This window comes from Streptomyces sp. NPDC104309, from assembly GCF_055584025.1.
This window is the reverse complement of sequence record NZ_JBVJMV010000006.1, coordinates 236,474-257,869: the sequence shown is the minus strand read 5'-3', so window position 1 is coordinate 257,869 and position 21,396 is coordinate 236,474. Positions and strand designations below refer to the sequence as shown.

General features: G+C 73.0%; 19 protein-coding genes. 11 read left to right on the top strand and 8 right to left on the bottom strand.

Translation table 11 applies throughout. From position 1 onward, the window contains the following. Positions 1–145: 145 nt before the first annotated feature. Together ACZ68L_RS11665 and ACZ68L_RS11660 are read right to left on the bottom strand one after the other, a co-directional pair. Positions 146–622, bottom strand: coding sequence for a hypothetical protein (locus ACZ68L_RS11665; RefSeq protein WP_469576238.1), 477 nt, complete (start codon positions 620–622; stop codon positions 146–148). A gap of 126 nt (positions 623–748) precedes the next feature. Then, a complete protein-coding gene (locus ACZ68L_RS11660) occupies positions 749–3,187 on the bottom strand; it encodes a GTPase-associated protein 1-related protein (protein ID WP_469576236.1) in 2,439 nt (812 codons plus the stop codon). 594 nt (positions 3,188–3,781) lie between these two features. Between ACZ68L_RS11660 and ACZ68L_RS11655 the strand changes: the two genes are divergently transcribed. Then, a complete protein-coding gene (locus tag ACZ68L_RS11655; protein ID WP_469576233.1) occupies positions 3,782–4,666 on the top strand; it encodes a peptidase S1 in 885 nt (294 codons plus the stop codon). Between the two features lie 341 nt (positions 4,667–5,007). On the opposite strand, the gene ACZ68L_RS11650 is transcribed toward ACZ68L_RS11655, so the two are convergent. After that, positions 5,008–5,214 (bottom strand): DUF5988 family protein, encoded by a 207-nt coding sequence (locus ACZ68L_RS11650; protein WP_361447922.1) that lies wholly within the window; start codon positions 5,212–5,214, stop codon positions 5,008–5,010. A 245-nt stretch (positions 5,215–5,459) separates the two neighbouring features. On the opposite strand from ACZ68L_RS11650, the gene ACZ68L_RS11645 reads away from it, so the two are divergent. The 3 genes from ACZ68L_RS11645 (at position 5,460) to ACZ68L_RS11635 (ending at position 7,850) form a co-directional block, all read left to right on the top strand. Further along, the gene (locus tag ACZ68L_RS11645; protein WP_469576232.1) at positions 5,460–6,119 is read left to right on the top strand and encodes a double zinc ribbon domain-containing protein; all 660 of its coding nucleotides are present in this window, start codon (positions 5,460–5,462) and stop codon (positions 6,117–6,119) included. A gap of 336 nt (positions 6,120–6,455) precedes the next feature. Next, positions 6,456–7,280 carry an LLM class F420-dependent oxidoreductase gene (locus ACZ68L_RS11640; RefSeq protein WP_469576231.1) on the top strand — a complete coding sequence of 275 codons (825 nt, stop codon included), beginning with the start codon at positions 6,456–6,458 and terminating at the stop codon, positions 7,278–7,280. A 141-nt stretch (positions 7,281–7,421) separates the two neighbouring features. Further along, positions 7,422–7,850, top strand: coding sequence for a TIGR03668 family PPOX class F420-dependent oxidoreductase (locus ACZ68L_RS11635; RefSeq protein WP_469576230.1), 429 nt, complete (start codon positions 7,422–7,424; stop codon positions 7,848–7,850). Between the two features lie 332 nt (positions 7,851–8,182). Here the strand turns inward: ACZ68L_RS11635 and ACZ68L_RS11630 are convergent, their stop codons facing one another. Together ACZ68L_RS11630 and ACZ68L_RS11625 are read right to left on the bottom strand one after the other, a co-directional pair. After that, the gene (locus ACZ68L_RS11630; protein ID WP_469576228.1) at positions 8,183–8,356 is read right to left on the bottom strand and encodes a hypothetical protein; all 174 of its coding nucleotides are present in this window, start codon (positions 8,354–8,356) and stop codon (positions 8,183–8,185) included. A 264-nt stretch (positions 8,357–8,620) separates the two neighbouring features. Further along, positions 8,621–9,613 (bottom strand): GlxA family transcriptional regulator, encoded by a 993-nt coding sequence (locus ACZ68L_RS11625; RefSeq protein WP_469576226.1) that lies wholly within the window; start codon positions 9,611–9,613, stop codon positions 8,621–8,623. Positions 9,614–10,030: 417 nt separating this feature from the next. On the opposite strand from ACZ68L_RS11625, the gene tdh reads away from it, so the two are divergent. From tdh to ACZ68L_RS11610, 3 genes are all read left to right on the top strand, one after another. Further along, a complete protein-coding gene (gene tdh, locus ACZ68L_RS11620; protein WP_469576224.1) occupies positions 10,031–11,059 on the top strand; it encodes an L-threonine 3-dehydrogenase in 1,029 nt (342 codons plus the stop codon). Between the two features lie 38 nt (positions 11,060–11,097). Beyond that, on the top strand, positions 11,098–12,291 hold the full coding sequence (locus tag ACZ68L_RS11615; protein ID WP_469576223.1) for a glycine C-acetyltransferase: 1,194 nt from the start codon (positions 11,098–11,100) through the stop codon (positions 12,289–12,291). A gap of 146 nt (positions 12,292–12,437) precedes the next feature. Continuing rightward, on the top strand, positions 12,438–13,370 hold the full coding sequence (locus ACZ68L_RS11610) for a LysR family transcriptional regulator (RefSeq protein ID WP_469576221.1): 933 nt from the start codon (positions 12,438–12,440) through the stop codon (positions 13,368–13,370). A gap of 180 nt (positions 13,371–13,550) precedes the next feature. Here ACZ68L_RS11610 and ACZ68L_RS11605 read toward each other — a convergent pair whose 3' ends face one another. Together ACZ68L_RS11605 and ACZ68L_RS11600 are read right to left on the bottom strand one after the other, a co-directional pair. Beyond that, positions 13,551–16,211: an ABC transporter permease gene (locus ACZ68L_RS11605; RefSeq protein WP_469576219.1), complete on the bottom strand. Its 2,661-nt coding sequence runs from the start codon at positions 16,209–16,211 to the stop codon at positions 13,551–13,553. Further along, positions 16,208–16,930, bottom strand: a complete 723-nt coding sequence (locus ACZ68L_RS11600; protein ID WP_469576218.1) for an ABC transporter ATP-binding protein — start codon at positions 16,928–16,930, stop codon at positions 16,208–16,210. Before ACZ68L_RS11600 ends, ACZ68L_RS11605 begins: the two co-directional genes overlap by 4 nt. A gap of 164 nt (positions 16,931–17,094) precedes the next feature. Between ACZ68L_RS11600 and ACZ68L_RS11595 the strand changes: the two genes are divergently transcribed. Both ACZ68L_RS11595 and ACZ68L_RS11590 read left to right on the top strand, forming a co-directional pair. After that, positions 17,095–18,324, top strand: coding sequence for a sensor histidine kinase (locus ACZ68L_RS11595; RefSeq protein ID WP_469576217.1), 1,230 nt, complete (start codon positions 17,095–17,097; stop codon positions 18,322–18,324). Further along, a complete protein-coding gene (locus ACZ68L_RS11590) occupies positions 18,312–18,968 on the top strand; it encodes a LuxR C-terminal-related transcriptional regulator (RefSeq protein WP_469576216.1) in 657 nt (218 codons plus the stop codon). The genes ACZ68L_RS11595 and ACZ68L_RS11590 overlap by 13 nt, the downstream gene beginning before the upstream one ends. Before the next feature lie 19 nt (positions 18,969–18,987). Here ACZ68L_RS11590 and ACZ68L_RS11585 read toward each other — a convergent pair whose 3' ends face one another. Continuing rightward, positions 18,988–19,374 carry a VOC family protein gene (locus tag ACZ68L_RS11585; RefSeq protein WP_361447874.1) on the bottom strand — a complete coding sequence of 129 codons (387 nt, stop codon included), beginning with the start codon at positions 19,372–19,374 and terminating at the stop codon, positions 18,988–18,990. Positions 19,375–19,539: 165 nt separating this feature from the next. Here ACZ68L_RS11585 and ACZ68L_RS11580 point away from each other — a divergent pair, with 165 nt between their 5' ends. After that, a complete protein-coding gene (locus ACZ68L_RS11580; protein WP_469576213.1) occupies positions 19,540–20,175 on the top strand; it encodes a nucleoside/nucleotide kinase family protein in 636 nt (211 codons plus the stop codon). A 71-nt stretch (positions 20,176–20,246) separates the two neighbouring features. Then, the gene (locus tag ACZ68L_RS11575; RefSeq protein WP_469576212.1) at positions 20,247–21,374 is read left to right on the top strand and encodes a M24 family metallopeptidase; all 1,128 of its coding nucleotides are present in this window, start codon (positions 20,247–20,249) and stop codon (positions 21,372–21,374) included. Positions 21,375–21,396: the final 22 nt, after the last annotated feature.

Here is a 21,396-nt window from a genome sequence, read left to right as displayed (position 1 = left end):
GCTCGGCGGCAGGGCGAACCCGTCGACCGGCGGCCGGCCGCCGGGCAGCAGGCGGACGCCGGAACGAGGAGGACCGACGACCGACGACCACGGCCGGTGCGTGACCGGAAAGGTTCACCGGCCGGAACGGGGCCGACGCCCGGCGTCAGCCCTTGTCCTCGTCCCCGTCCTCGGCGCTCTCCGGTCGCAGCAGCGGATGGACGACCCCCGGAAAGACCCGGGCCCGTACGACGGGCTCCGCCGAGCCGCCCCGGACCGCCGTCTCGACGACGCCCCACGGCCGACCGGGCAGCACCACGGTCAGGATGTACGAGGACGAGCAGCCCATGCAGTCGTAGCGGTCCGCCCAGGTCTCCACGTCCGTGACGCTGCCGGGGTAGCGCGCCATGTGCCGGTGGAACGCGTGGCAGCGCTCGCACCTCTCGCCGGGCTCGCACGTTCCGCCGCAGGGGCACGGCACATCGAGCGTCTCGGCGGGACGCCAGCGCTGGGCGAGGACCGCCTCACGCGTGGCGCCCATGTCCTTCATCGCCTTCAGATTGCGGGCGGCGACGTTGTACGACTCGCCGGTCGCGGCCATCCGGTCCCGGATGACGTCCTTGCGTCCACGGTTCGTCGTCATCTGTTCCTCATCCGTTCCTAGGGGGTCACGCAGCCCGCCAGGAGCACACGAGACAGACATGTCACACGGTACCGGTCACGCCGGACGGCCCACGACGCCCAGGGTCCCGGCCGGGCAGCCGCCGCCCTACGACCGGCGCACGCGTGCCGTCAGCCTGCTGCCGAGCCGTCTGCCGAATCCGCCCGGCCGGTTCCACGCCCGGAACGCCTCCACCGTGCGGCTGCTGCCCGTGCGCTCGACGGCCTCCTCCACCGCCGCCACCTCACCGGCGGACAGGCCGCGCACCACCGGTCGCAGCACCTGTGCCAACAGCGCCGCCCGCGTCTCGCTCCAGGCGTAGCCCGCGTGCGGGTGGGAGCTCCAGACGGTGAAGCAGTCGGCCACATAGGCCGGTTCGGAACGCAGCCGGGCAAGGACCGGGTCATGGCGGGCGGCCGTTCCGTAGGCCGCGATGAGGTCCGCGTCATCGCTGTGGACGAACGCGTACAGCTCCGCCTCGGGCCGGTCCGGAGCGAGCAGCCGGCCCGCAAGGGCGCCGAACGCCTGGTCGCGCACCCCCGGTTCCACCGGCTCGGCCCCGGCGCACAGCTTCCGGGCCCGGTCCGCCCAGCCGGGCTCCGCCGCACCCGAGCGCACGTCCCGCGCGAACTCCAGCAGCAGCAGGGCGCCACGCACCCGCGCGTCGATCTCCCGGGGGAAGCCGCGCAGCAGGTCATGGGCGAGTTCCGGGGCCTCCTCGTCGTCGGCCGGGGCGCCGAGCGCCGCCGCGACGAGCGCGGACCATGTACCGGCCGTGCGGTGCGCGTCGGAGGTGGTACCGCTCAGCAGCAGCCGGGCCTCGCCCGCCGTGGGTGTGTCCTCGCCCCACACCAGGCCCACCGCGGTCCGCAGGACCAGAGGTTCGGTGAAAGGTGACATACCACCGGCGCGCAGCACCATGTGCACCGTCTTCACCCGGTCGCCGCCGCTCGCCCTGGCGTCCGGCGCCGCCGCGCACATGCGCAGGTGCGGCAGCGCCTGGGTTCCGGTGAAGGGCAGGCAGACCCCGGTCAGCAGCCGCTCCGTCGCCGCCGGATCGTGCGGGGCGACCCGGTCCAGCTCGCCCAGCAGCGCCGTACGGACGTCGAACTGTTCGTCCAGCAGGTCGAGCAGCACCGGTCCGCAGTCGGCGGCCCCTTCGGCCAGCAGGGACCGGGCGATCCGGCGCACGACATCGGGGAGCAGATCCGCGCAGTCCACATCGAGCAGCCGCGCGATCCGCAGCAGCTGCACCGCGCGCGCCACGGCCCGGCCGGGTGCGGTGGCCGTGGCGGGCGCACCGGTGGTCAGTTCGCTACGGAGGTCGTCGCCCAGGGCCGTGACGAGTGCGGCGACGGCACGCTCCCCGGCCGGTCCGGCGAAGGCCGAGCGCGCGGGCGGTTCGAGCGCGATATCACCGCCGCGCACCGCCTCCGTCACCAGAAGAGCGGCGAGCGAAGCCGTCGTGGCGGCCGGGGAGCGCCCATCGAGGGCGGTCAACAGGTGTGCCACACAGGACAGTTCGGCGTTCGTACGGTCGATTCCCGGAGCCGTCAGCGCGTCCGTCAGCAGCCGCGTCCGCTCCTCGTCCAGCGCGTACGGCCGCTCGGCGGCCCAGTCGGCCGCCGCGGCACGCTCGCCGGGGCCGAGAGCGATGCCCGCGCACAGCGCGGTGACGGCGAGCGGTCCGGCCGCGAAGGGCTCGCCGGGCAGTTCCGCCGCCGCCCGGAACAGCTCCGGGGCCCGGCTCCGCCAGATCCGGGCACAGGTCTCGGCCCAGGCGTCGTCCACCGGCCCTTCCGGGCGCGCCCCGGCGCAGGTGTGCACCCGCAGCGCGCCGTCGGAGCCGGCCGGCTCCGGTGCGTCCTGGGGCAGCACCCCGACGACTTGGTGCGGGGACCGCTCCGGATGGCGGGTGTACGTCGTGAAGGTCAGCCGCTGCGCGTGCTCCGGCGGGAGTACGGCTGTGGCCAGGGCGATCCACCGGGCCACGTCGGCACTCTGCCGCTCCACGAGAACCACCCGCGTCGCGGACGGCTCCTCGCTCACCCGTCGCAGATCGGCGAAGACCGCCGCCAGCCAGGGACTTCGGGAGACCGCGAAGTCGTTCAGCGCCTCCGGTCCGAAGGCGGCGGAGGCGGGCAGAGAGGATATTCGGGCGGGCGCGCCGCCGTCCGGCGCGGTGGAGGCCCAGTTCGGCGACCGCCAGGCCGTGATCGGCAGCGTGTCCCCCGGCAGCCGGGTGCCGGCCGGAAGGTGTACCGCGTGTGCGTGGAAGCGACCGGTGCCGGGACCGCCGAGCGCCACCGCGCGCCCCAGCAGGTGACTGCCGTCGGACAGTGCGCTGAAGCTCAACGCCTCCGGGAACGAACGGAGTTCGTCGGCAGTGGGGTGGTACGGGGCGCCGGCCGGCGGTTCGTATCCGAGGAGTTGCTCGGCCTCGGCCAGCACGGGCGTGGGCAGCCCGGCGCTGACCGCCGTGAACCGTGCGCCGCCCCCGTCGTCGCCCGCAGAGGCAGAGGTGTAGTGCAACTGCGCGAGGCTCATGCGTCGGCCCTCTTCGTCCTTGCCGCGAACGTCCCCGTGCCGTCAGCACGCCCGCTTCCGTCGGCCGTCCGTCGAGGGCAGGGCCGACTGGGCGCAGCGACGACCCCGGCGGGGAGCGGTCCGCAATCGCGGGAGCGACGCTATCAAGCACGCCGCTCCCGCACGCACCCCGCCGAAAGGTCGTCCGGGCAACCCTTGTAGGGGCGCTGGGTCCAACGGGACTGTACGCGGCGCCGGTACGCCCGGAGCGGTCGCTGTTCCGGCGTGCAGGCGGCCCTTGTCCGCGGGGGGTGTGCCGCGGAGTCCACGCCCACCGGCGTGCGGGCCATCGGACGGTACGCGGCGCAACGCTGCTTGTGCGGGGCGGTCGTCTGCTCGCCCGGGTCGGCGGCGCCAACGGTCGGCCGGCGACGGTGCGACCGCGGCCGACCCGGCTCCGGCGCGCGGCAAGGACCTCTTCAATGCTCCTTCGTCACCCCAATGGCCTACACACCGTCGGCCCGGTCGGTCGTTGATCGTCTTCGGATTGAAGAATCCCCCCGTGGGCGCCGCACTCCGGGCCCAAGGGTTGCTCTGCTTACAGGAGTTACTCGGATGAATCTCAAGACTCTCTCCGCGGTCGCCGCCGTTCTGGCGCTGGCCGGTCTCGCCGGCGCGTCCACGGCCAACGCGGTGCCCGGCACGGTCTCCGGTGACGGCGGCAACCGCATCGGCACCCTGCGTGCCAACGGTGACGCGTACGTGAAGGAGGGCGGCCTCAGCGCCACTTGGGTCAAGGAGCACGACGGCGTCAAGCAGGTCGTCCTGTCGGGCAACCGCATCGGCGTCCTCACGGGCAACGGTGTCGCCTGGGTGAAGGAGGGCGGTCTCAGCGCGACCTGGGTCCGCGAGTCCGACGACGTCAAGCAGATCGCCCTGTCGGGCAAGCGCATCGGTGTTCTGAAGGACAACGGTGACGCCTATGTGAAGGAGGGTGGCCTCAGTGCGACCTGGGTCAAGGAGTCCGACCACATCAAGGAACTGGAGCTGTCGGGCAACCGCATCGGCGTCGTCAAGGGCAACGGTGACGCGTACGTGAAGGAGGGCGGCCTGAGCGCGATCTGGGTCAAGGAGTCCGACAACGTCATCGGCATCGTCCTGTCGGGCAACCGCATCGGCGTCCTCACGGGCAACGGTGTCGCCTGGGTGAAGGAGGGCGGTCTCAGCGCGACCTGGGTCCGCGAGTCCGACGACGTCATCCAGCTCGAACTGTCGGGCAACCGCATCGGTGTTCTGAAGGACAACGGTGACGCGTACGTGAAGGAGGGCGGCCTCAGCGCGACCTGGGTGCACGAGTACGACCACGCCATCCAGATCGCCCTGTCGGGCAACCGCATCGGTGTCCTCAAGGGTGACGGGGACGCGCGGGTCAAGGAAGGCGGCCTGAGCGCGACCTGGGTCCTGGAGGCCAACAACGTCACCGAGCTCGCGCTGTCCTGACGCCTGACGCCTCACACCCGCCGCGCCGCGCAACGGAGTTGATCCGATGCGCGGCGCGGTGCCGTGTGCGTCCGGTCGGTCGTGCACGCGTGCGCGACGAGGGGCCGGTCCCGGCGGCGGGCGAGCCGGACCCCCTGCCCTGCCCTGGAGTCCGGACGTGGACGGTGGCGGGGGCAGATGGCCGCACCTACGCGCTCATGCCGGAGATGGGGCAGCGGCCGGGACGGCGCCGGGCCGCCTATCGCTGGGGAGGACCGTCCACACGGCACCGGGTCCGCTGTACCGGCCCGCCGGCCGTCCCGGCCCGGAGCTCTGCCCGGCCCGGCGTCCGGAAATGGAATTCACCCCGGCACTTCGGTCCGCTCCCACCATTCGTAGACGGGCAATTGACCCTCGGCGGATTCCTGGTGGCGTGTCGTCGCCCTGAAGTGCTCGTATCCGCCACGGAACGGGATCTTGAGATCGGCCCCCGCTGTGGTGAGGGAGACGATCCGCTCAGGAAGATCGTCGGGCCCGCCTTCGAGGACTGCTTTCATCGCGTTGGTCATGGTGGAAGTCTCCCCGGACGGTGGTCCGGCTTCTTTGTGCCGCGCCGCAAGGCCGTGCCCGCCGTTGACGCACCCGCGAGGGGCGAACGGGCGGTGGCAGTCGCCCGCGGCTCCGGCGACCGTGGAGACCCGGGCCTGACCTGCGGAGGTATTACCAAACAGTGACCGGACCGCCCGTACCGGTGCGACCGATCGTTGTCATCATACGAGTGGCAAAAGCTGATCGAATGACGCGAGGTTCAGACGTGGGTGACGAAATCTATTTCAGCAACAACTACAGCGACCTGTCGCAGCAGCACGGCACCGGTGCGGGTTTCCAGTTCGAGTTCAGGTGCTCGCGGTGTTCGGACACCTGGCGCTCGCCGTTCGAGCCGTTCAGATCGGGGCAGGCGGCCAGTTGGATAGGCAAGGGGGCCAATGCCGCCTGGAGCCTGCTGGGCGGCAGCGCCGGCACCATCGGCAACGCGGCCGACGGGCTGGCGGGTGCCACCTGGGGCGGTGCCAGGGACACCGCGTTCCAGCGTGCGATCGACAACGCGCAGGGACACTTCAACCGCTGCCCCCGCTGCACCTCGTACGTCTGCGGGCGGTGCTGGAACATCGAGCAGGGTCTCTGCCTGCAGTGCGCCCCCGACACCGCCGCCGAGGCGGAGGCGGCCCGTCGGCGCGGGATGAACGACTTCGTGGCGGACCGGGCCTATGCCGCCGGGCAGACCGCCGGGCAGGGTTACGACGTGAGCGCACCCCGGCAGCTGGTCTGCCCACAGTGCCGTACGGAGACCCATGGCGGTGCGTTCTGCCCGGGGTGCGGCCACCACCTCGCCCAGAGCCCGCAGTGCGGTTCCTGCAGCGCGACCGTTCCGCAAGGAGCCGCGTTCTGCCCGGGGTGCGGTTCGAGGCAGTAGGAGCTGCGCCACCGGGTGCCGCACCGGGGAGGTGCGGAGCCCGGTCCGGCCGGTTCCGTGTCCGCTTTCCCTCCGGTCGGGTCTCCGGTCGACGACGAGGAGACAACTCGGCTCATCCCGGCCGTACTTTTCGCCGGTCGCGGTGCCGGCCGGCCATGCGATGACAGGGGCCGGGGTCCGGGCCGTGCCGGCCGGCGCGGACGCGGACCGGGACCCGGGACCGTGCACCGTGATGGTTCACCCGGGTGGTCATCGGGGCGGACGTGTTCGGGGCGGGTAGGCAGAAGGTCTGTGCCATCCCTCCGTATCCCGCATCCGACCCTTTGAGGAGCCGCCGTGAAATTCGGGGTCTCGACCTTCCTTACCGACCAGGGCATCGGGCCGGCCGCGCTAGGGACCGCCCTTGAGGAACGCGCATTCGACTCGTTGTTCATCGCCGAGCACAGCCATGTCCCGGCGAGCCGTCAGACGCCCTACCCGGGCGGTGGCGAACTGCCGGAGATGTACTACCGCACCCTTGATCCCTTCGTCGCCCTGACCGCGGCCGGTGTCGTGACCGATCGACTGCTGCTGGGCACCGGCATCGCGCTGATCCCGCAGCGCGACCCGATCATCACGGCGAAGGAGGTGGCCTCGCTCGACCTGGTCTCCGGCGGCCGCGTGATCCTCGGCGTCGGTGTCGGCTGGAACCGTGAGGAGATGCGGAACCACGGCACCGATCCCGCCACCCGGGGTCGGCTCACCGATGAGCGGCTGCGTGCCATGCGGGAGCTGTGGACGGCCGAGAAGGCCGAGTTCCACGGCGAGTTCGTGGACTTCGATCCGGTCTTCGCCTGGCCCAAGCCCGTGCAGCGCCCCCATCCGCCGATCTACGTCGGCGGTGGCGAGGGCGCGTTCCCCCGGGTGGCGCGGCTCGGAGACGCGTGGCTGGCCAACAGCATGTCGCCGCAGGAGCTCGGTCCCCAGATCGAGCGGCTGCGCGCCGTGGCCGACCGGGAGGTGCCGGTGACGGTGTACGCGGCGCCGGACGATCCCGGGCAGATCGACGGCTATCTCGCGCTGGGGGTGGAGCGGGTGCTGTTCTACGTACCGACGCTGCCCGAACGGGAGACGCTGGAGTACCTGGACGGACTGGCCGCCGTCGCCGCCCGGTACCGCTGAGGTGCCGGAAGCCGCCGCGTCCCGCAACCGTGGGACCGACCCGGAGACGTGTGCCCGCGGCGTCGCCCGTGTTCGTCGCGTCCGCCGTGAGGCCCGTCGGCAAGGGCCTGAGCGTCGTGAGGCCCGTCGACAGGGGCTGCGATGCCCGAACTGACGAGTGCTCAGGCGCGGGAGCGGTTCGCCGAAGCGCGCATCGCCCGCCTGGCGACGGCCGACACGGCGGCCCGCCCGCACCTGGTGCCGGTGGTGTTCGCCGTGGACGGCGACACGGTGGTGCTGGCCGTGGACCACAAACCGAAGCGGACGACACGACTGAAACGCCTGGCCAACATGGCCGCCAACCCCTCGGTCTGCCTGCTCGCCGACCACTACGAGGAGGACTGGGGCCGCCTGTGGTGGGTCCGGGTCGACGGCAGGGCCCGCGTACTCCCGCCGCCGGACCGGTCCCCGCAGGCAGCCCGCCGCATCGGCCTGCTCGTAGCGAAGTACCACCAGTACGCCGACCGGCCGCCCGGCGGACCGGTGGTCGAGGTCTCGGCCCTGCGGTGGAGCGGCTGGCGTGCGTCCTGACGCCTTACGGCCGCACGTTCACCTGTGTCCGGCGGCTGTTTTGCGACCGGGTTCGTCCCGTGGCTCCACCAGGGGGTCGCGCATCGCGTCGGGGCCGCGACCGGCGGCGGCCTCGCCGTTCCCGGTTCGTCGTCGTGCCGGACGCGTGACGACCTGCTCGGGGCCGTCTCAGAGCCTGTCGGGTGACCTCGGATCGGATGGCGGACGCGGTCTGGTGCGTGCGATTCCAAGGCGGAGGAGGGAGTCGACGCGGAGCGTCGGCGACCGACGACAACGCGGGAAGCGTGCGTGCCAGGGCGTGACCGCCCGGTCGGAGGTCATCCGACAGGCTCTCAGGCGGGGTCGCCGCTCCGCGTCAGCCACAGGGCGACGCCGGATCCGACCGCGACGACGGCGCTGCCCACCCGGGCCAGGACCGAAGCGGCGTTGGTGAGATCGCCGAAGTTGGTGAAGTAGACGGCTGCGGCGAGAGCGGCGACGAGCAGGGTCCAGAGCATGGCCTTCATCGGGGGGCGTCTCCTGTGCTGAGAAGTGACCGGCCGCCCCGGTGCGGGGCGGCCTCGCTTACGTGATCAAGTCTCCGCGCGGCCCCGGCCGCGCACAGCGGTGCTGCCTCCCGGATCCGGGGTGCAGCCCGCTCCACCGCTGGCCGGGGGCGAGCCCGAGGAATCGGCGGCGACGAGTCGTCGCCGGGCCCCCGTCGAAGGCGGTGGGCATGGCGAGGTGCTCCGCCTCGGGGACCTGCCGGGGATACGGGTGGGTGGGACAGGTCAGGCGGCCTGTGTGCGGAAGCGGCGGCGGTAGGCCGCCGGGGTGGTGGCGAGCTGCCTCCTGAACGCCCGGTGCAGGGTCTCCACCGAGCCGAGCCCGGCGGCTGCCGCGACCTGGTCGAGCGGGCAGTCGGTGGTCTCCAGCAGGCGCCGGGCCACCTCGATGCGGGCCGCTTCGACGTAGGCGCCCGGACCGGTGCCGGTCTCCTGTTTGAAGACGCGGGCGAAGTGCCGTTCGCTGAGGCACATCCGGGCGGCCAGGGTGCGCGCGGACAGGTCCGCGTCGAGGTGGTCGGCGATCCACAGCCGCAGTTCGTCGATGTCCCGGCGATCGGCGGCGGGGCGGCTGAGCGGCACGGAGAACTGGCTCTGCCCGCTCTGCCGCTTGAGATACATCACCAGCTGCCGGGCCACCGCCAGCGCGGTCTGCTCGCCGAGGTCCTCCGCCACCAGGGCCAGGGCGAGATCCAGGCAGGCGCTGATCCCCGCCCCGGTCCACAGCCGGCCGCGATCGGTACGGACGAAGATCGGGTCGGGGTCGACCGTGACGTCCGGGTGGTCGGCGGCGAGTTGGGCGGCCGTCGACCAGTGGGTGGTCGCCGTCTTCCCGTCCAGGAGCCCGGCCGCGGCGAGCACATGCGCGCCCACACACACCGAGGCGACCCTGCGGGCGTGCGGGGCGGTCTCCTTCACCCACGCCACGACATCGCTGTCGATCCGGGCGACGGGGCCGCCGTCGGTCATGTCGACCGCGCCCGGCACCAGCAGGGTGTCCACCTGCCCGCCGACGTCGTCGAAGGCCACGTCGGTGAGCAGCCGCACACCCGCCGACGTGCGGACGGCACCGGCGACCGGCCCGGCGAGGCTGACCCGGTAGCCGGCGCGGCCCGTGGTCTCCCGGTTGGCCAGTGCGAAGACCTCGGCCGGGCCGGTGACATCGAGGAGATCGACATCGGGGAAGACCGCGATGACGACCCGGTGCGACATTGGCATGCGTCCATGCTGGCCGGTGCGCCACATGGCCGCAATGACGACTCCCTGTCGCATGCGGACACGCCGGTCAACCGGCTCCTCCGTCGCGCCGGTTGCTGCGACCGGGCCGAGGAGCGCTCGGCCCTTTCGCGTTCGAGGGCCTGCCCGGCCTGCGCCGCAATCGCGATCCGCCACCGGCCCTGCCGTACGGAGGGGAACGGGGCATGAAGCACAGCTGCGGGCGCGCTTAAGAAAACCTCGATGGACCTGTGGCGCGGGGTGCGGCAGATTTCTCGGTGACGGCAGAGGATGGTGTGCGGCAGCCGACCGACGCGCGCTGCCATGCCGTCCCTCTCATTCCTCCCCGGGCCGCAGGCTTCCCCAAGCCTGCCCCCGGCCCGGGGTACACCACGCCGTACAGCGCAGGGAGCCGCAGCCGTGAAGGCACTCGTGAAGCAGAAGGCCGAGCCGGGACTCTGGCTGATGGACGTGCCAGAGCCGGAGATCGGCCCCTCGGACGTACTGATCAAGGTGCTCCGCACCGGCATCTGCGGCACCGATCTGCACATCCGGAACTACGACGGCTGGGCCCGGCAGGCGGTACGCACCCCGCTCGTCCTCGGGCACGAGTTCGTCGGCGAGGTCGCGGAGACCGGCGCCGATGTCGTCGACATCAACGTCGGCGACCTGGTGAGCGGCGAGGGACACCTGGTCTGCGGGAAGTGCCGCAACTGCCTGGCCGGACGCCGCCACCTGTGCCGCTCCACGCTCGGGCTCGGCGTCGGCCGGGACGGGGCGTTCGCCGAGTACGTCGCCCTGCCCGCGTCCAACGTGTGGGTCCACCGGGTCCCCGTCGACCTCGACATCGCGGCGATCTTCGACCCGTTCGGCAACGCCGTGCACACCGCGCTGTCGTTCCCGCTGGTCGGCGAGGACGTACTGATCACCGGCGCCGGACCGATCGGCATCATGGCCGCCGCCGTCGCCCGGCACGCGGGCGCCCGTCACGTCGTCATCACCGACGTCAGCGAGGCCCGGCTGCAACTGGCCAGGAAGGTCGGCGTCAGCCTCGCGCTCAACGTCAGCGAGGAGACCATCTTCGAAGGGCAGAAGCGCCTCGGACTGCGCGAGGGCTTCGACGTCGGCCTGGAGATGTCCGGGCGGCCCGAGGCGATGCGCCACATGATCGAGAACATGACGCACGGCGGCCGGATCGCCATGCTCGGACTGCCGTCCGAGGAATTCCCCGTCGACTGGTCCCGCATCGTCACCTCGATGATCACCATCAAGGGCATCTACGGACGCGAGATGTACGAGACCTGGTACGCCATGTCGGTCCTGCTGGAGGGCGGCCTCGACCTCGCCCCCGTGATCACCGGCCGGTACGGCTACCGCGACTTCGAAGCGGCCTTCGACGACGCGGCGAGCGGCCGCGGCGGCAAGGTCATCCTCGACTGGACCGTCTGACCTCCGACCGCCTCCGTACTCAGCTGGGAGACACCCACATGTTCGAATCCGTACGCGACGACATGCGCACCACCCTCGACGAGATCCAGGCCGCCGGACTCCACAAGCCCGAGCGTGTGATCGGCACCCCGCAGTCCGCGAGCGTCGCCGTCACCGCGGGCGGCCGGCCCGGCGAGGTGCTCAACTTCTGCGCCAACAACTACCTGGGCCTCGCCGACCACCCCGAGGTGATCACCGCCGCCCACGAGGCCCTGGACCGCTGGGGCTACGGCATGGCCTCGGTCCGTTTCATCTGCGGCACCCAGGAGGTCCACAAGGAGCTGGAGCAGCGGCTCTCCACGTTCCTCGGCCAGGAGGACACGATCCTCTACTCCTCCTGCTTCGACGCCAACGGCGGTGTCTTCGAGACCGTCCTCGGCCCCGAGGACGCGGTCATCTCCGACGCCCTCAACCACGCCTCCATCATCGACGGCATCCGCCTCTCCAAGGCCAAGCGCTTCCGCTACGCCAACCGCGACATGGCCGACCTGGAGACGCAGCTCAAGGAGGCGTCCGGGGCCCGGCGCCGGCTCGTCGTCACCGACGGCGTCTTCTCCATGGACGGCTACGTCGCCCCGCTGCGCGAGATCTGCGACCTGGCCGAACGCTACGACGCCATGGTCATGGTCGACGACTCGCACGCGGTCGGCTTCGTCGGCCCCGGCGGACGCGGCACGCCCGAGCTGCACGACGTGATGGACCGCGTCGACATCATCACCGGCACCCTCGGCAAGGCGCTCGGCGGCGCGTCCGGCGGCTACGTGGCGGCCCGCGCCGAGATCGTCGCGCTGCTGCGCCAGCGCTCCCGCCCGTACCTCTTCTCCAATTCCCTCGCCCCGGTCATCGCGGCGGCCTCGCTCAAGGTCCTGGACCTGCTGGAGGCCGCGGGCGACCTGCGCGAGCAGCTCAATGCCAACACCGCGCTCTTCCGTACCCGGATGACCGAGGAGGGCTTCGACATCCTGCCCGGCGACCACGCCATCGCCCCCGTCATGATCGGGGACGCGGCGAAGGCAGGCCGGATGGCGGAGCTGCTCCTGGAGCGCGGTGTGTACGTGATCGGGTTCTCGTACCCGGTCGTCCCCCAGGGCGCGGCCCGTATCCGCGTCCAGCTCTCCGCCGCGCATTCCACGGCGGATGTGAACCGGGCCGTGGACGCGTTCGTCGACGCGCGGGCCGCGCTGGGGGAGTAGCGGTGCCGAGGGCGGGGCGCCGTACGGGGCCCCGCCCGTGTCCTCGTCCTTGTCGTCGGTCCTCGCCCTCGCCCTCGTCCTCGCCCTTGTCCGGGAGCCTCACCCGGGCGGCCGGGTTCCCTCCGTGACCTGGGACAATGGGGCACATGATCGATGCACGGCGGCTGCGCATTCTCCGTGCGGTGGCCGACCACCGCACGGTGACCGCCGCAGCCGCCGCGCTGTATCTCACGCCCTCCGCGGTCTCCCAGCAGCTCGCGGCGCTGGAGCAGGAGACCGGGCACCGGCTGGTCGAACGCAACGCGCGCGGCGCCCGCCTCACGCCCGCCGGGGAGATCCTGCTGAACCACACCAACGCGGTGCTGGCCCAGCTGGAACGCGCCGAGGCGGAGCTCGCCGCGTACAGCGCGGGGGACGCCGGTACGGTCACGGTCGCCGCGTTCGCCACCGGCATCGGCCTGGTCCTCGCCCCCGCGATCGCCGAACTGACCCTCACGGCACCCGGCATCCGGGTCCGTGTCCAGGACGCCGAGGGCGATGCGAGCGTGCCGATGGTGCTGGACCGGCAGGTTGATGTCGCGGTCGCCGTCGAATACCGGGGCGCGCCGGGCGAGGACGACCGGCGGCTGACCCGGGTGCCGCTGTACTCGGAACCGTTCGACGCGGTGCTGCCGGTGGGGCACCGCCTGGCCGAGCGGGAACAGGTGGCGATCGCCGATCTGGGCAAGGACCCGTGGATCGGTCCGTACCCCGGCAATCCGTGCCATGACGTGGTGGTCCTGGCCTGCGAGTTCGCCGGGTTCCAGCCGAGGCTGGAGCACTCCTCGGACGACTTCCGCGCGGTGGTCGCGCTGGCCGGCGCGGGTGCCGGGGTGGCACTCGTGCCGCGGTCGGCGTTGCAGGGGATGCAGCTGACCGGGGTGGTGGTGCGCCCGGTGGAGGGCAGCGCCCCCACCCGCCGGGTCTTCGCCGCGGTGCGGCACGGGGCGGAGGGCCATCCGCTGATCGCGCCGGTGCTGGACGCGTTGGCCGCGGCGGCGGTACGGGAGGGAGCCCTGCTCCTGCCGACCCCGACGTGACGCGCGCCCGGGGATCCGTTCCCCGGGACGCGCGCGTCGTCCGACCCGCTGTGACGCGTACCGTCGCCCGGCGTTCTCGACGACCACCTGACGGATACGGTCCGCGCCGGCCGTGCCCGCCCGTGCCGTACGGCTTCAGCGGATACGGTCCCCGCCGGTCGTGCCCCGTGCGGTACGGCCTCAGCCCCGGCGCTTGAGGACGAACCGGCCGCCGGAAGAGCCCGGCCACAGCGCCCCCGCGCCCGCCGCCACCGTCACGGCCAGCACCAGCGCGCCGTACCGCTCCGGCGGCAGATACGGCGCCGTACCTGCTGTCGAGACCGCGAACGCCACCAGAGGGACCGCCGCCACCAGCGTGCCGATCACCAGGCCCGTCACCGCCACCAGCCCCGTCTCCAGGACCAGCATCCGCCTCACCTGGCGGCGGCCCGCACCGACCATCCGCAGCAGGTGGAACTCCGGGCGGCGGCCCACCGTGATCAGGGACAGCGTGCTGATCACCGCGAGCAGCGCGAAGCCGCCGATCACCCCCACACCGATGATGATCATGGCGTTGTCCGCGTCCGACGTCGACGGGGCGATCCGTATGTCGTCGGCCGTGGCGGGGCGGACCCGCACACCCGTGTACGGGGCGAGCGCGTGCCGTACCGCCGAGGCCGACGCCGCCGCGCCCTTAGCCGAGCGGATCAGGATCCGCTGGTCGTTCGACGTCGGGACATGCCCGGCCAGGGCCTCACGCGGCAGCATGAACTCGCCCAGTCCCAGGGCCCGTTCGTAGAGCGCCACCACGCGGAGCCGTACCTCCGTACCGTCGCCGAGACGGAGCTTCACCGTGTCGCCGGTGCCGAGGTCGAGGTCGGCGGCCCGGTCCTTGCCGACCGCGACCGTGCCCCGGCCGGTGAGGTCCGCCAGATCACCGGCGGTGACGTGCGGATCGAGCGTGCCGGACAGCTGGTCCGCCGTCACCCCCAGCACCGGGAACCGGTCGAGCTTCGGATCGCCCATCTCACGATGCGCGAGGACGACGCCGGAGCGCAGCACACCGGTCGCCGCCGCGACCCCGGGAGCCTCGCGCACCGCCTGCGCGGCGTCGGCCGGCAGCCCGGCGGCCGGGCCCGTCACCACCAGGTCGGCCCGGAGCGCGGCGACGGCCTGCCGGTCGGCGGCCCGCTCCAGCGTCGAGCCGGCCGTCAGCTGCACGCAGACGAACGCCACGACCAGCACGATCGGGGTGATCGCCGCGCCGAGCCGCCGATGGTGCGCGGCGGCGGACTTGGCGGCGAGGAACCCGGAGACCCGGCCCACACGCCGTAGCGGTGCACCGAGCACCCGCATGGCAGCCTGGGCGATCCACGGACCGAGCAGCGCCACCGCGATGATCAGCGAGGTCGCCGCACCCGAGGCGGCCACCGCGGCGGCCTGCCCGCCCTGCGCCGTCGCCGCGCCCGCCGAACCGACGCCCGCGAGGGCCAGCACCGCTCCGCAGACCGTACGCAGCCGGCCCGGTTCGCTCGGCTCGGGCGCGCGGGCCGCTCCCAGCGCCGCGGCGGGCCGCAGCCGGGTGATCGACCGGGCCGCGAGCATCGACACCGGACGGGCCGCCGGCGCGACGAGCAGCGCGCCCGTGGCACCCGCGACGAACGGCAGCCACACCGGCACGGGCAGCGGCAGCGGGTCCGTGGTCAGCAGGGACCGCATCAGCAGCCCCAGCGGCACGGCCCCGATCGCGCCCAGCACCGCGGCGGCGCCGGCCACCCGGCTCACCTCACGGCCGACGGCCGACCGGAGCTGCCGGGGCGTCGCCCCGACCGCGCGCAGCAGCGCCAGTTCGCCGGAGCGCTGGTGGACCGCCTGGGAGAGGGTGGTGGCGATCACCAGGAGCGCGACCATGAGGACCGTTCCCGCGATGGAGGCCAGCAGCGACAGGAGATCGCCCCGGGCGCCGAGCGCGTCGACGTACTCGGCCTGCCCGCGCTCCGCACCGGTGAGGACCCGGACCTCGCGGTCGCCGCGCACGTGGTCGGGCAGCGCGGCGTCCAGCGAGGCCCGCAGCACGTCGACCGAGACGCCCTTCTCGGCGACGATGCCGATGGCGTCGACCGTGCCCGGGTGCCCGGCCAGGGCGGTCAGCCGCCGCTCCGTGAAGAAGACAGCCGGGGCGGCGCCGCGACGAGCGGTGTCCGCGACACCGCTGACGGTGTACGGGCGGGGTGCCCCGTCGACCTGCACGGTCACATGGCCGCCGGGGCCGCTCCCGACGGCGGCCGCCAGCGCGCCGTCGAGGACCACCTCGGCGGACGACCTCGGAGCGTGCCCGGCCGTCAGCCGGTACGGAGTGAGCACGGCGGAATCCCAGGAACGGCCGTCGGCCGAAGCCGTGCCGCCCCCCGGCCCGCCGCCGGCCCCGCCGCCCACGGCCACCGGGACCGAATCGTCCGCGACGGCCTTCGCGACCCCGTCGGCTCCAGCCGCCTTCGCCACCGCGGAGCGGTCCAGACGGACCCGTTCCGGCAGATACGTCCTCGCGGTCTTCGGCTCGCTGCCCCACGGCTTCGCCGTGTACGTCACCTGCTGATCGGCCGCCACCACCGCGTCGGCCCCGGCACGGCGCTCCACCGGCGGCTGCGCCAGCAGCAGCGAACCGAGGACGAGGGCGAACGCGCCGATCAGCGCGGCCGCGGCCGTCGTCGCCGCGAACACCGCGGCCCAGGCCCGGCGATGGGCCTTCAGCGAACGCCGGGCGAGGAACGCCGACGCCCGCCGCACTCCGGGCCGCACACTCGCCCGGGACTTGTGCGCGTCCGTGCCCGTGTCCGGGGCCGTGCTCGTATCCGTGCTCATCGCAGCCGACCGCCGTCCATCGTCAGCACGGTGTCGGCCCAGCTCGCCGCGGCCGGATCATGGGTGACCATGACGACCGTGCGGCCGTCGATCCGTACCGCGTCCCGCAGCAGACCGAGCACCAGCGACGCCGACTCCGGGTCCAGGGACGCCGTCGGTTCGTCCGCGAAGATCACATCGGGCTCGGTCACCAGAGCCCGCGCCACCGCGACCCGCTGCTGCTGGCCGCCCGAGAGCGTCGCGGGGCCCTGCGCCCCGCGACCCGCCAGGCCGACCCGGGCCAGCAGATCCCGGCCGCGGCTCAGTACCCGCTCGTCCGACGGGTCGGAGCCCGCCAGCACCAGCGGCAGCACGACGTTCTCCTCGATGCTCAGCGAAGGCACCAGATTCAGGGCGTGCGACTGGAAGACGAAACCGATCCGGTCCCGGCGCAGCCGGGTCAGCGCGGCCTCGGACAGCGAACCGAGATCGGTGCCCCCGATGCGTACCGTCCCCGCGGTGGGACGGTCCAGGCCCGCCGCGCACTGCAGGAACGTGCTCTTCCCCGATCCCGACGGGCCCACCACCGCGGTGAAGCTCCCGGCCGCGACCTCGCAGCTCACCGTGTCGAGCGCGACCGCCTCCCGGCCGCCACCGCGCCGCCCGTAACGTCGGCTGACCGACTCCAGACTCAGCGCGGCCGCCCGCGCCCCCGTGATCGTCTCCACCGTCGATCCCACCGTTCCTTCTCTACCCTGTGCCTTCTGACCTGCATAAACAGTAGGATCATGGCGGGTTCGGGGCGAGGGTGCGCGCTCCCGGACCAGGGGTACAGCCAGCTCCACCGCAGCTCGGGAGAGGGCGCCACTTCCGACACGGGCGAACCCCCGTAACGTGAAGTGTCATGAGCACCCCTCCCGCCCCGCTGACGGTCGCCATCCGGCGTTCGTGGGATGCGTCGCGCTATCTGTTCATCGGAGTTCCGATCGCGCTGCTCGCGTACGTGGGCACGTTCCTGGTGGTGGCGGTCCTGCTGTTCGCCGCCGTGCTCATCGGGCTGCCGGCTCTGCCCGAGGCCGCCAAGGTGCTGCGCCGGTTCGCGGAGTTCGAGCGCCGCAGGGCGGCGGCGCGGCTCGGTGTTCCGTTCACGCCGACGCCGTACCTCCCCTTGGACGGCGGTGAGCTCTCCGAACGGGTCCGGTGCGTCCTCACCGACCCGACGGTCTGGCGCGACGCGCTCTGGCTGCCGGTCCAGGCGCTCATGGGCAACATCCTCGGCTACCTCGCCATGGTGCTGTGGCCGGTCGGGCTGCTCGTGGACGGAGCCGCGCTGCCGGTGGCACACCTGCTGGACCGGCGGGCCGCCGACGAGTACGGCACGCCGCCGCCCGTGCGCCGGGGGTGGGTGCTGCGCTGGCACGCCGTACTCGCCGATCTGTCGGCGACCTGGACCCGGTCCCTGCTCACCGGGTCGCCGTCCGCCGCCCTCGCCGACCGGGTCGCCCAGCTGACCGAGAGCCGGGCCGGGGCGGTCGAGGCCCACGGTGCCGAACTGCGCCGCATCGAGCGGGATCTGCACGACGGCGCCCAGGCCAGGATCGTCGCCCTGTCGATGCGCATCGGCCTCGCCAAACAGCTCCTCGACCGCGATCCGTCCGCCGCCCGCGTCCGCCTCGACGAGGCACAGGACGGCGCGGAGGAGGCCCTCGCGGAGCTGCGACACGTGGTGCGCGGCATTCACCCGCCCGTACTGACGGACCGTGGACTGGCCGGGGCGGTAAGGGCGTTGGCCGCCGATGTCAGCGTGCCCGTCACCGCGCAACTCGACGGTGTCGAGGGCGGGCGGCGGCTCCCGGCCGCGATCGAGGCCGCCGCCTACTTCGTGATCGCCGAGGCCCTCACCAACATCAGCAAGCACAGCGGCGCCACGGCTGCCACCGTGCGGATCGACCGGACCCCCGCCTCCCTGCGGGTGGTCATCGGCGACGATGGTCACGGCGGCGCGGACGAACGCGCCGGCAGCGGGCTGGTCGGTATCAGGCGGCGGATCGCCGCCCTCGACGGCACCACCCGCATCAGCAGCCCCACCGGGGGGCCGACGAAGATCGAAGTGGAGCTGCCGTGCGGATCGTGATCGCCGAGGACAACGCGTTGTTGCGGGAGGGTCTGATCCTGCTTCTCACCAGCTCGGGCCATGAAGTGGTGGCCGACGCCGCGACCGGGCCCGAGATCCTGCCGGCCCTGCTGGAACACCGCCCGGACGCCGCCGTGCTCGACGTACGGCTCCCGCCCACCTTCCGCGACGAGGGGCTGCGCGCCGCGATCGCCGCCCGCGCGGAGCTGCCCGAGCTGCCGATCCTGGTCCTCTCGCAGTACGTCGAGGAGACGTACGCCGCCGAGCTGCTCGCCCGGGGCGCCCGGGGCATCGGCTACCTGCTGAAGGACCGGGTGGGCCGGGTCGACCAGTTCCTCCAGGCGCTCGACCGGGTGGCGGGCGGCGGCACGGCACTCGACCCCGAGGTCGTGACCCAGCTGCTGACCCGCAAGTCGTCGGCCGAACCCCTGCAGAGCCTCACTCCGCGCGAGCGCGAAGTCCTGGAACTGATGGCGCAGGGCAAGGCGAACGGCACCATCGCCGGCGAACTCGTGGTGACGGAACGGGCCGTGAGCAAGCACATCGGCTCGATCTTCGCCAAGCTCGGCCTGGATCCGGACGACGGCGCGGTGCACCGGCGGGTGCTCGCGGTACTGGCGTACCTGGAGGGCAGCACGCGCTGAGCGCGCCGGGGCCGCTTCCTCACTCGGGCTGGAGCAGATCCCAGCGGTTGCCGTACAGGTCCTCGAAGACCGCCACCGAGCCGTACGCCTCGTGCCGCGGCTCCTCCAGGAACCGCACCCCGGCGGCCAGCATCCGGGCGTGGTCGCCCGCGAAGTCCTCGGTGTGCAGGAAGAAGCCGACCCGGCCGCCCGCCTGCGCACCGATGCTCGCCCGCTGCGCCTCGTCCTTGGCGCGGGCCAGGAGCAGCCCCGTTCCCTCCGTGCCGCGCGGCCGCACGACCACCCAGCGCGAGCCGTCGCCCCGGTCGGTGTCCTCCACCAGTTCGAGGCCGAGGGCGTCCGTGTAGAAGGAGATGGCCTCGTCGTAGTCGCGGACGACCAGGGTGACCAGGGCGATGTGCGGCATGAGACTCCTCGGACGGGCTGCGTGATGGTGTGGTGAGTCAATTGGTTATACGTAACACTACCTGCCTCCGGGGAAGCCGCGTCGACCGCACCGCGATGACACCCGGCATGACCCGCGGTGACCCGCCATGACATCCGTCGGGCGGGTGGCAGGACAATGCCCCGCATGGACATCAGCGACCTCACCGGGCCGACGGCCCGCGCCCGGCGCCTCGCCGTCCCCGGCCACCGCCGCATCCTCGGTATCGCGGGACCGCCCGGGGCCGGGAAGTCCACCCTGGCCGCACGGCTCGTCGAGGCGCTCGGCGGTCTCGCCGTCCTCGTCCCCATGGACGGCTTCCACCTCGCCGGGGCCGAGCTGGAACGGCTCGGCCGAGCCGGGCGCAAGGGTGCGCCCGACACCTTCGACGCCGCCGGGTACACCGCCCTGCTGCGACGCCTGCGCCGCCCGGACCCGGACACCGTCGTGTACGCCCCCGCCTTCGACCGGGCGCTGGAGGAGCCGATCGCCGGGGCCGTACCCGTGGCCCCGGACATCCCGCTCGTCGTCACCGAGGGCAACTACCTCCTGCACGACGAGGGAGCGTGGGCGTCCGTGCGCGGGCTGCTGGACGAGGCGTGGTTCCTGGAACTCGAACCGGCCCTGCGGGTACGCCGGCTCGTCGACCGGCATGTGCGGTTCGGCAAGCCGCGGCCCCGCGCGGAGCGCTGGGTGGCCGAGTCCGACGAGCCGAACGCGCGCCTGGTCGAGCGGGGGCGTTTGCGCGCCGACCTCGTGGTACGGCCGCGGCCGGAAACCTGATTCCCGCTCGCGTGGAGCGGCGCGCACGGGCAGGATGCTGTGTGCCGTGTCGCGCCGCCAGGAGGTTTCGCATGTCCACCCCGCACCAGCCCGTACCGTTCACCGCCGACGACTACCGGGCCCGGATGGCGCGTGCCGCCGAGAGCGCCGCCGAGGCCGGGCTCGCGGGAGTGCTGGTCGCCCCAGGGCCCGACCTCGTCCATCTCACCGGCTACCAGCCCGTGAACACCGAACGTCTCACCGTCCTCGTCCTCAGGGCCGGCCAGGACCCCGTCCTCGTCGTCCCGACCCTGGAGGCCCCGGACGCCGAGAAGGCCGTCGGCGCACCCGCCCTCACCTTCCGGGACTGGACCGACGGCAAGGACCCGTACGCCGTCACCGCCCCGCTGCTCGACGGCCGGGGCCGGTTCGCGGTCAGCGACAACGCCTGGGCGATGCATCTGCTCGGACTGCAGCGGACGCTCCCGGACACCTCGTACGTCTCCCTCACCGACGCCCTGCCGATGCTGCGCGCGGTGAAGGACGCCGCCGAGCTGGAGCGGCTCGCGGCCGCCGGGGCCGCCGCCGACGCCACGTACGGCGAGATCCTCAAGGTGCGCTTCGCCGGTCGCAAGGAGACCGACATCGCCGCCGAACTGGCCGCCCTGCTCAGGCGGTTCGGGCACTCCCAGGTCGACTTCACGGTCGTCGGCTCCGGCCCGAACGGCGCCAATCCGCACCACGAGGCGGGCGACCGCACCATCGAGCGGGGCGACATGGTGGTGCTCGACTTCGGCGGCCTCAAGCATGGCTACGGCTCCGACACCTCCCGTACGGTCCACGTCGGCGAACCCACCGCGGAGGAGCAGCGGGTCCACGACATCGTGCGGGAGGCCCAGGAGGCGGGCTGCGACGCGGTCCGGCCCGGCATCGCCTGCCAGGAGATCGACCGGGCGGCCCGCGCGGTCATCACCGAATTCGGCTACGGCGAGCGCTTCATCCACCGCACGGGTCACGGCATCGGCGTCACCACCCACGAGCCGCCGTACATGATCGAGGGCGAGGAACAGCCGTTGGTGCCCGGCATGTGCTTCTCCGTGGAGCCGGGGATCTATCTGCCGGGCCGGTTCGGTGTCCGGATCGAGGACATCGTGACCGTGACCGAGGACGGCGGCCGACGCCTCAACAGCACCGCACGCGACATGGCGATCGTCGAGTAGCGGGACGGGAGCGCGCCGAATG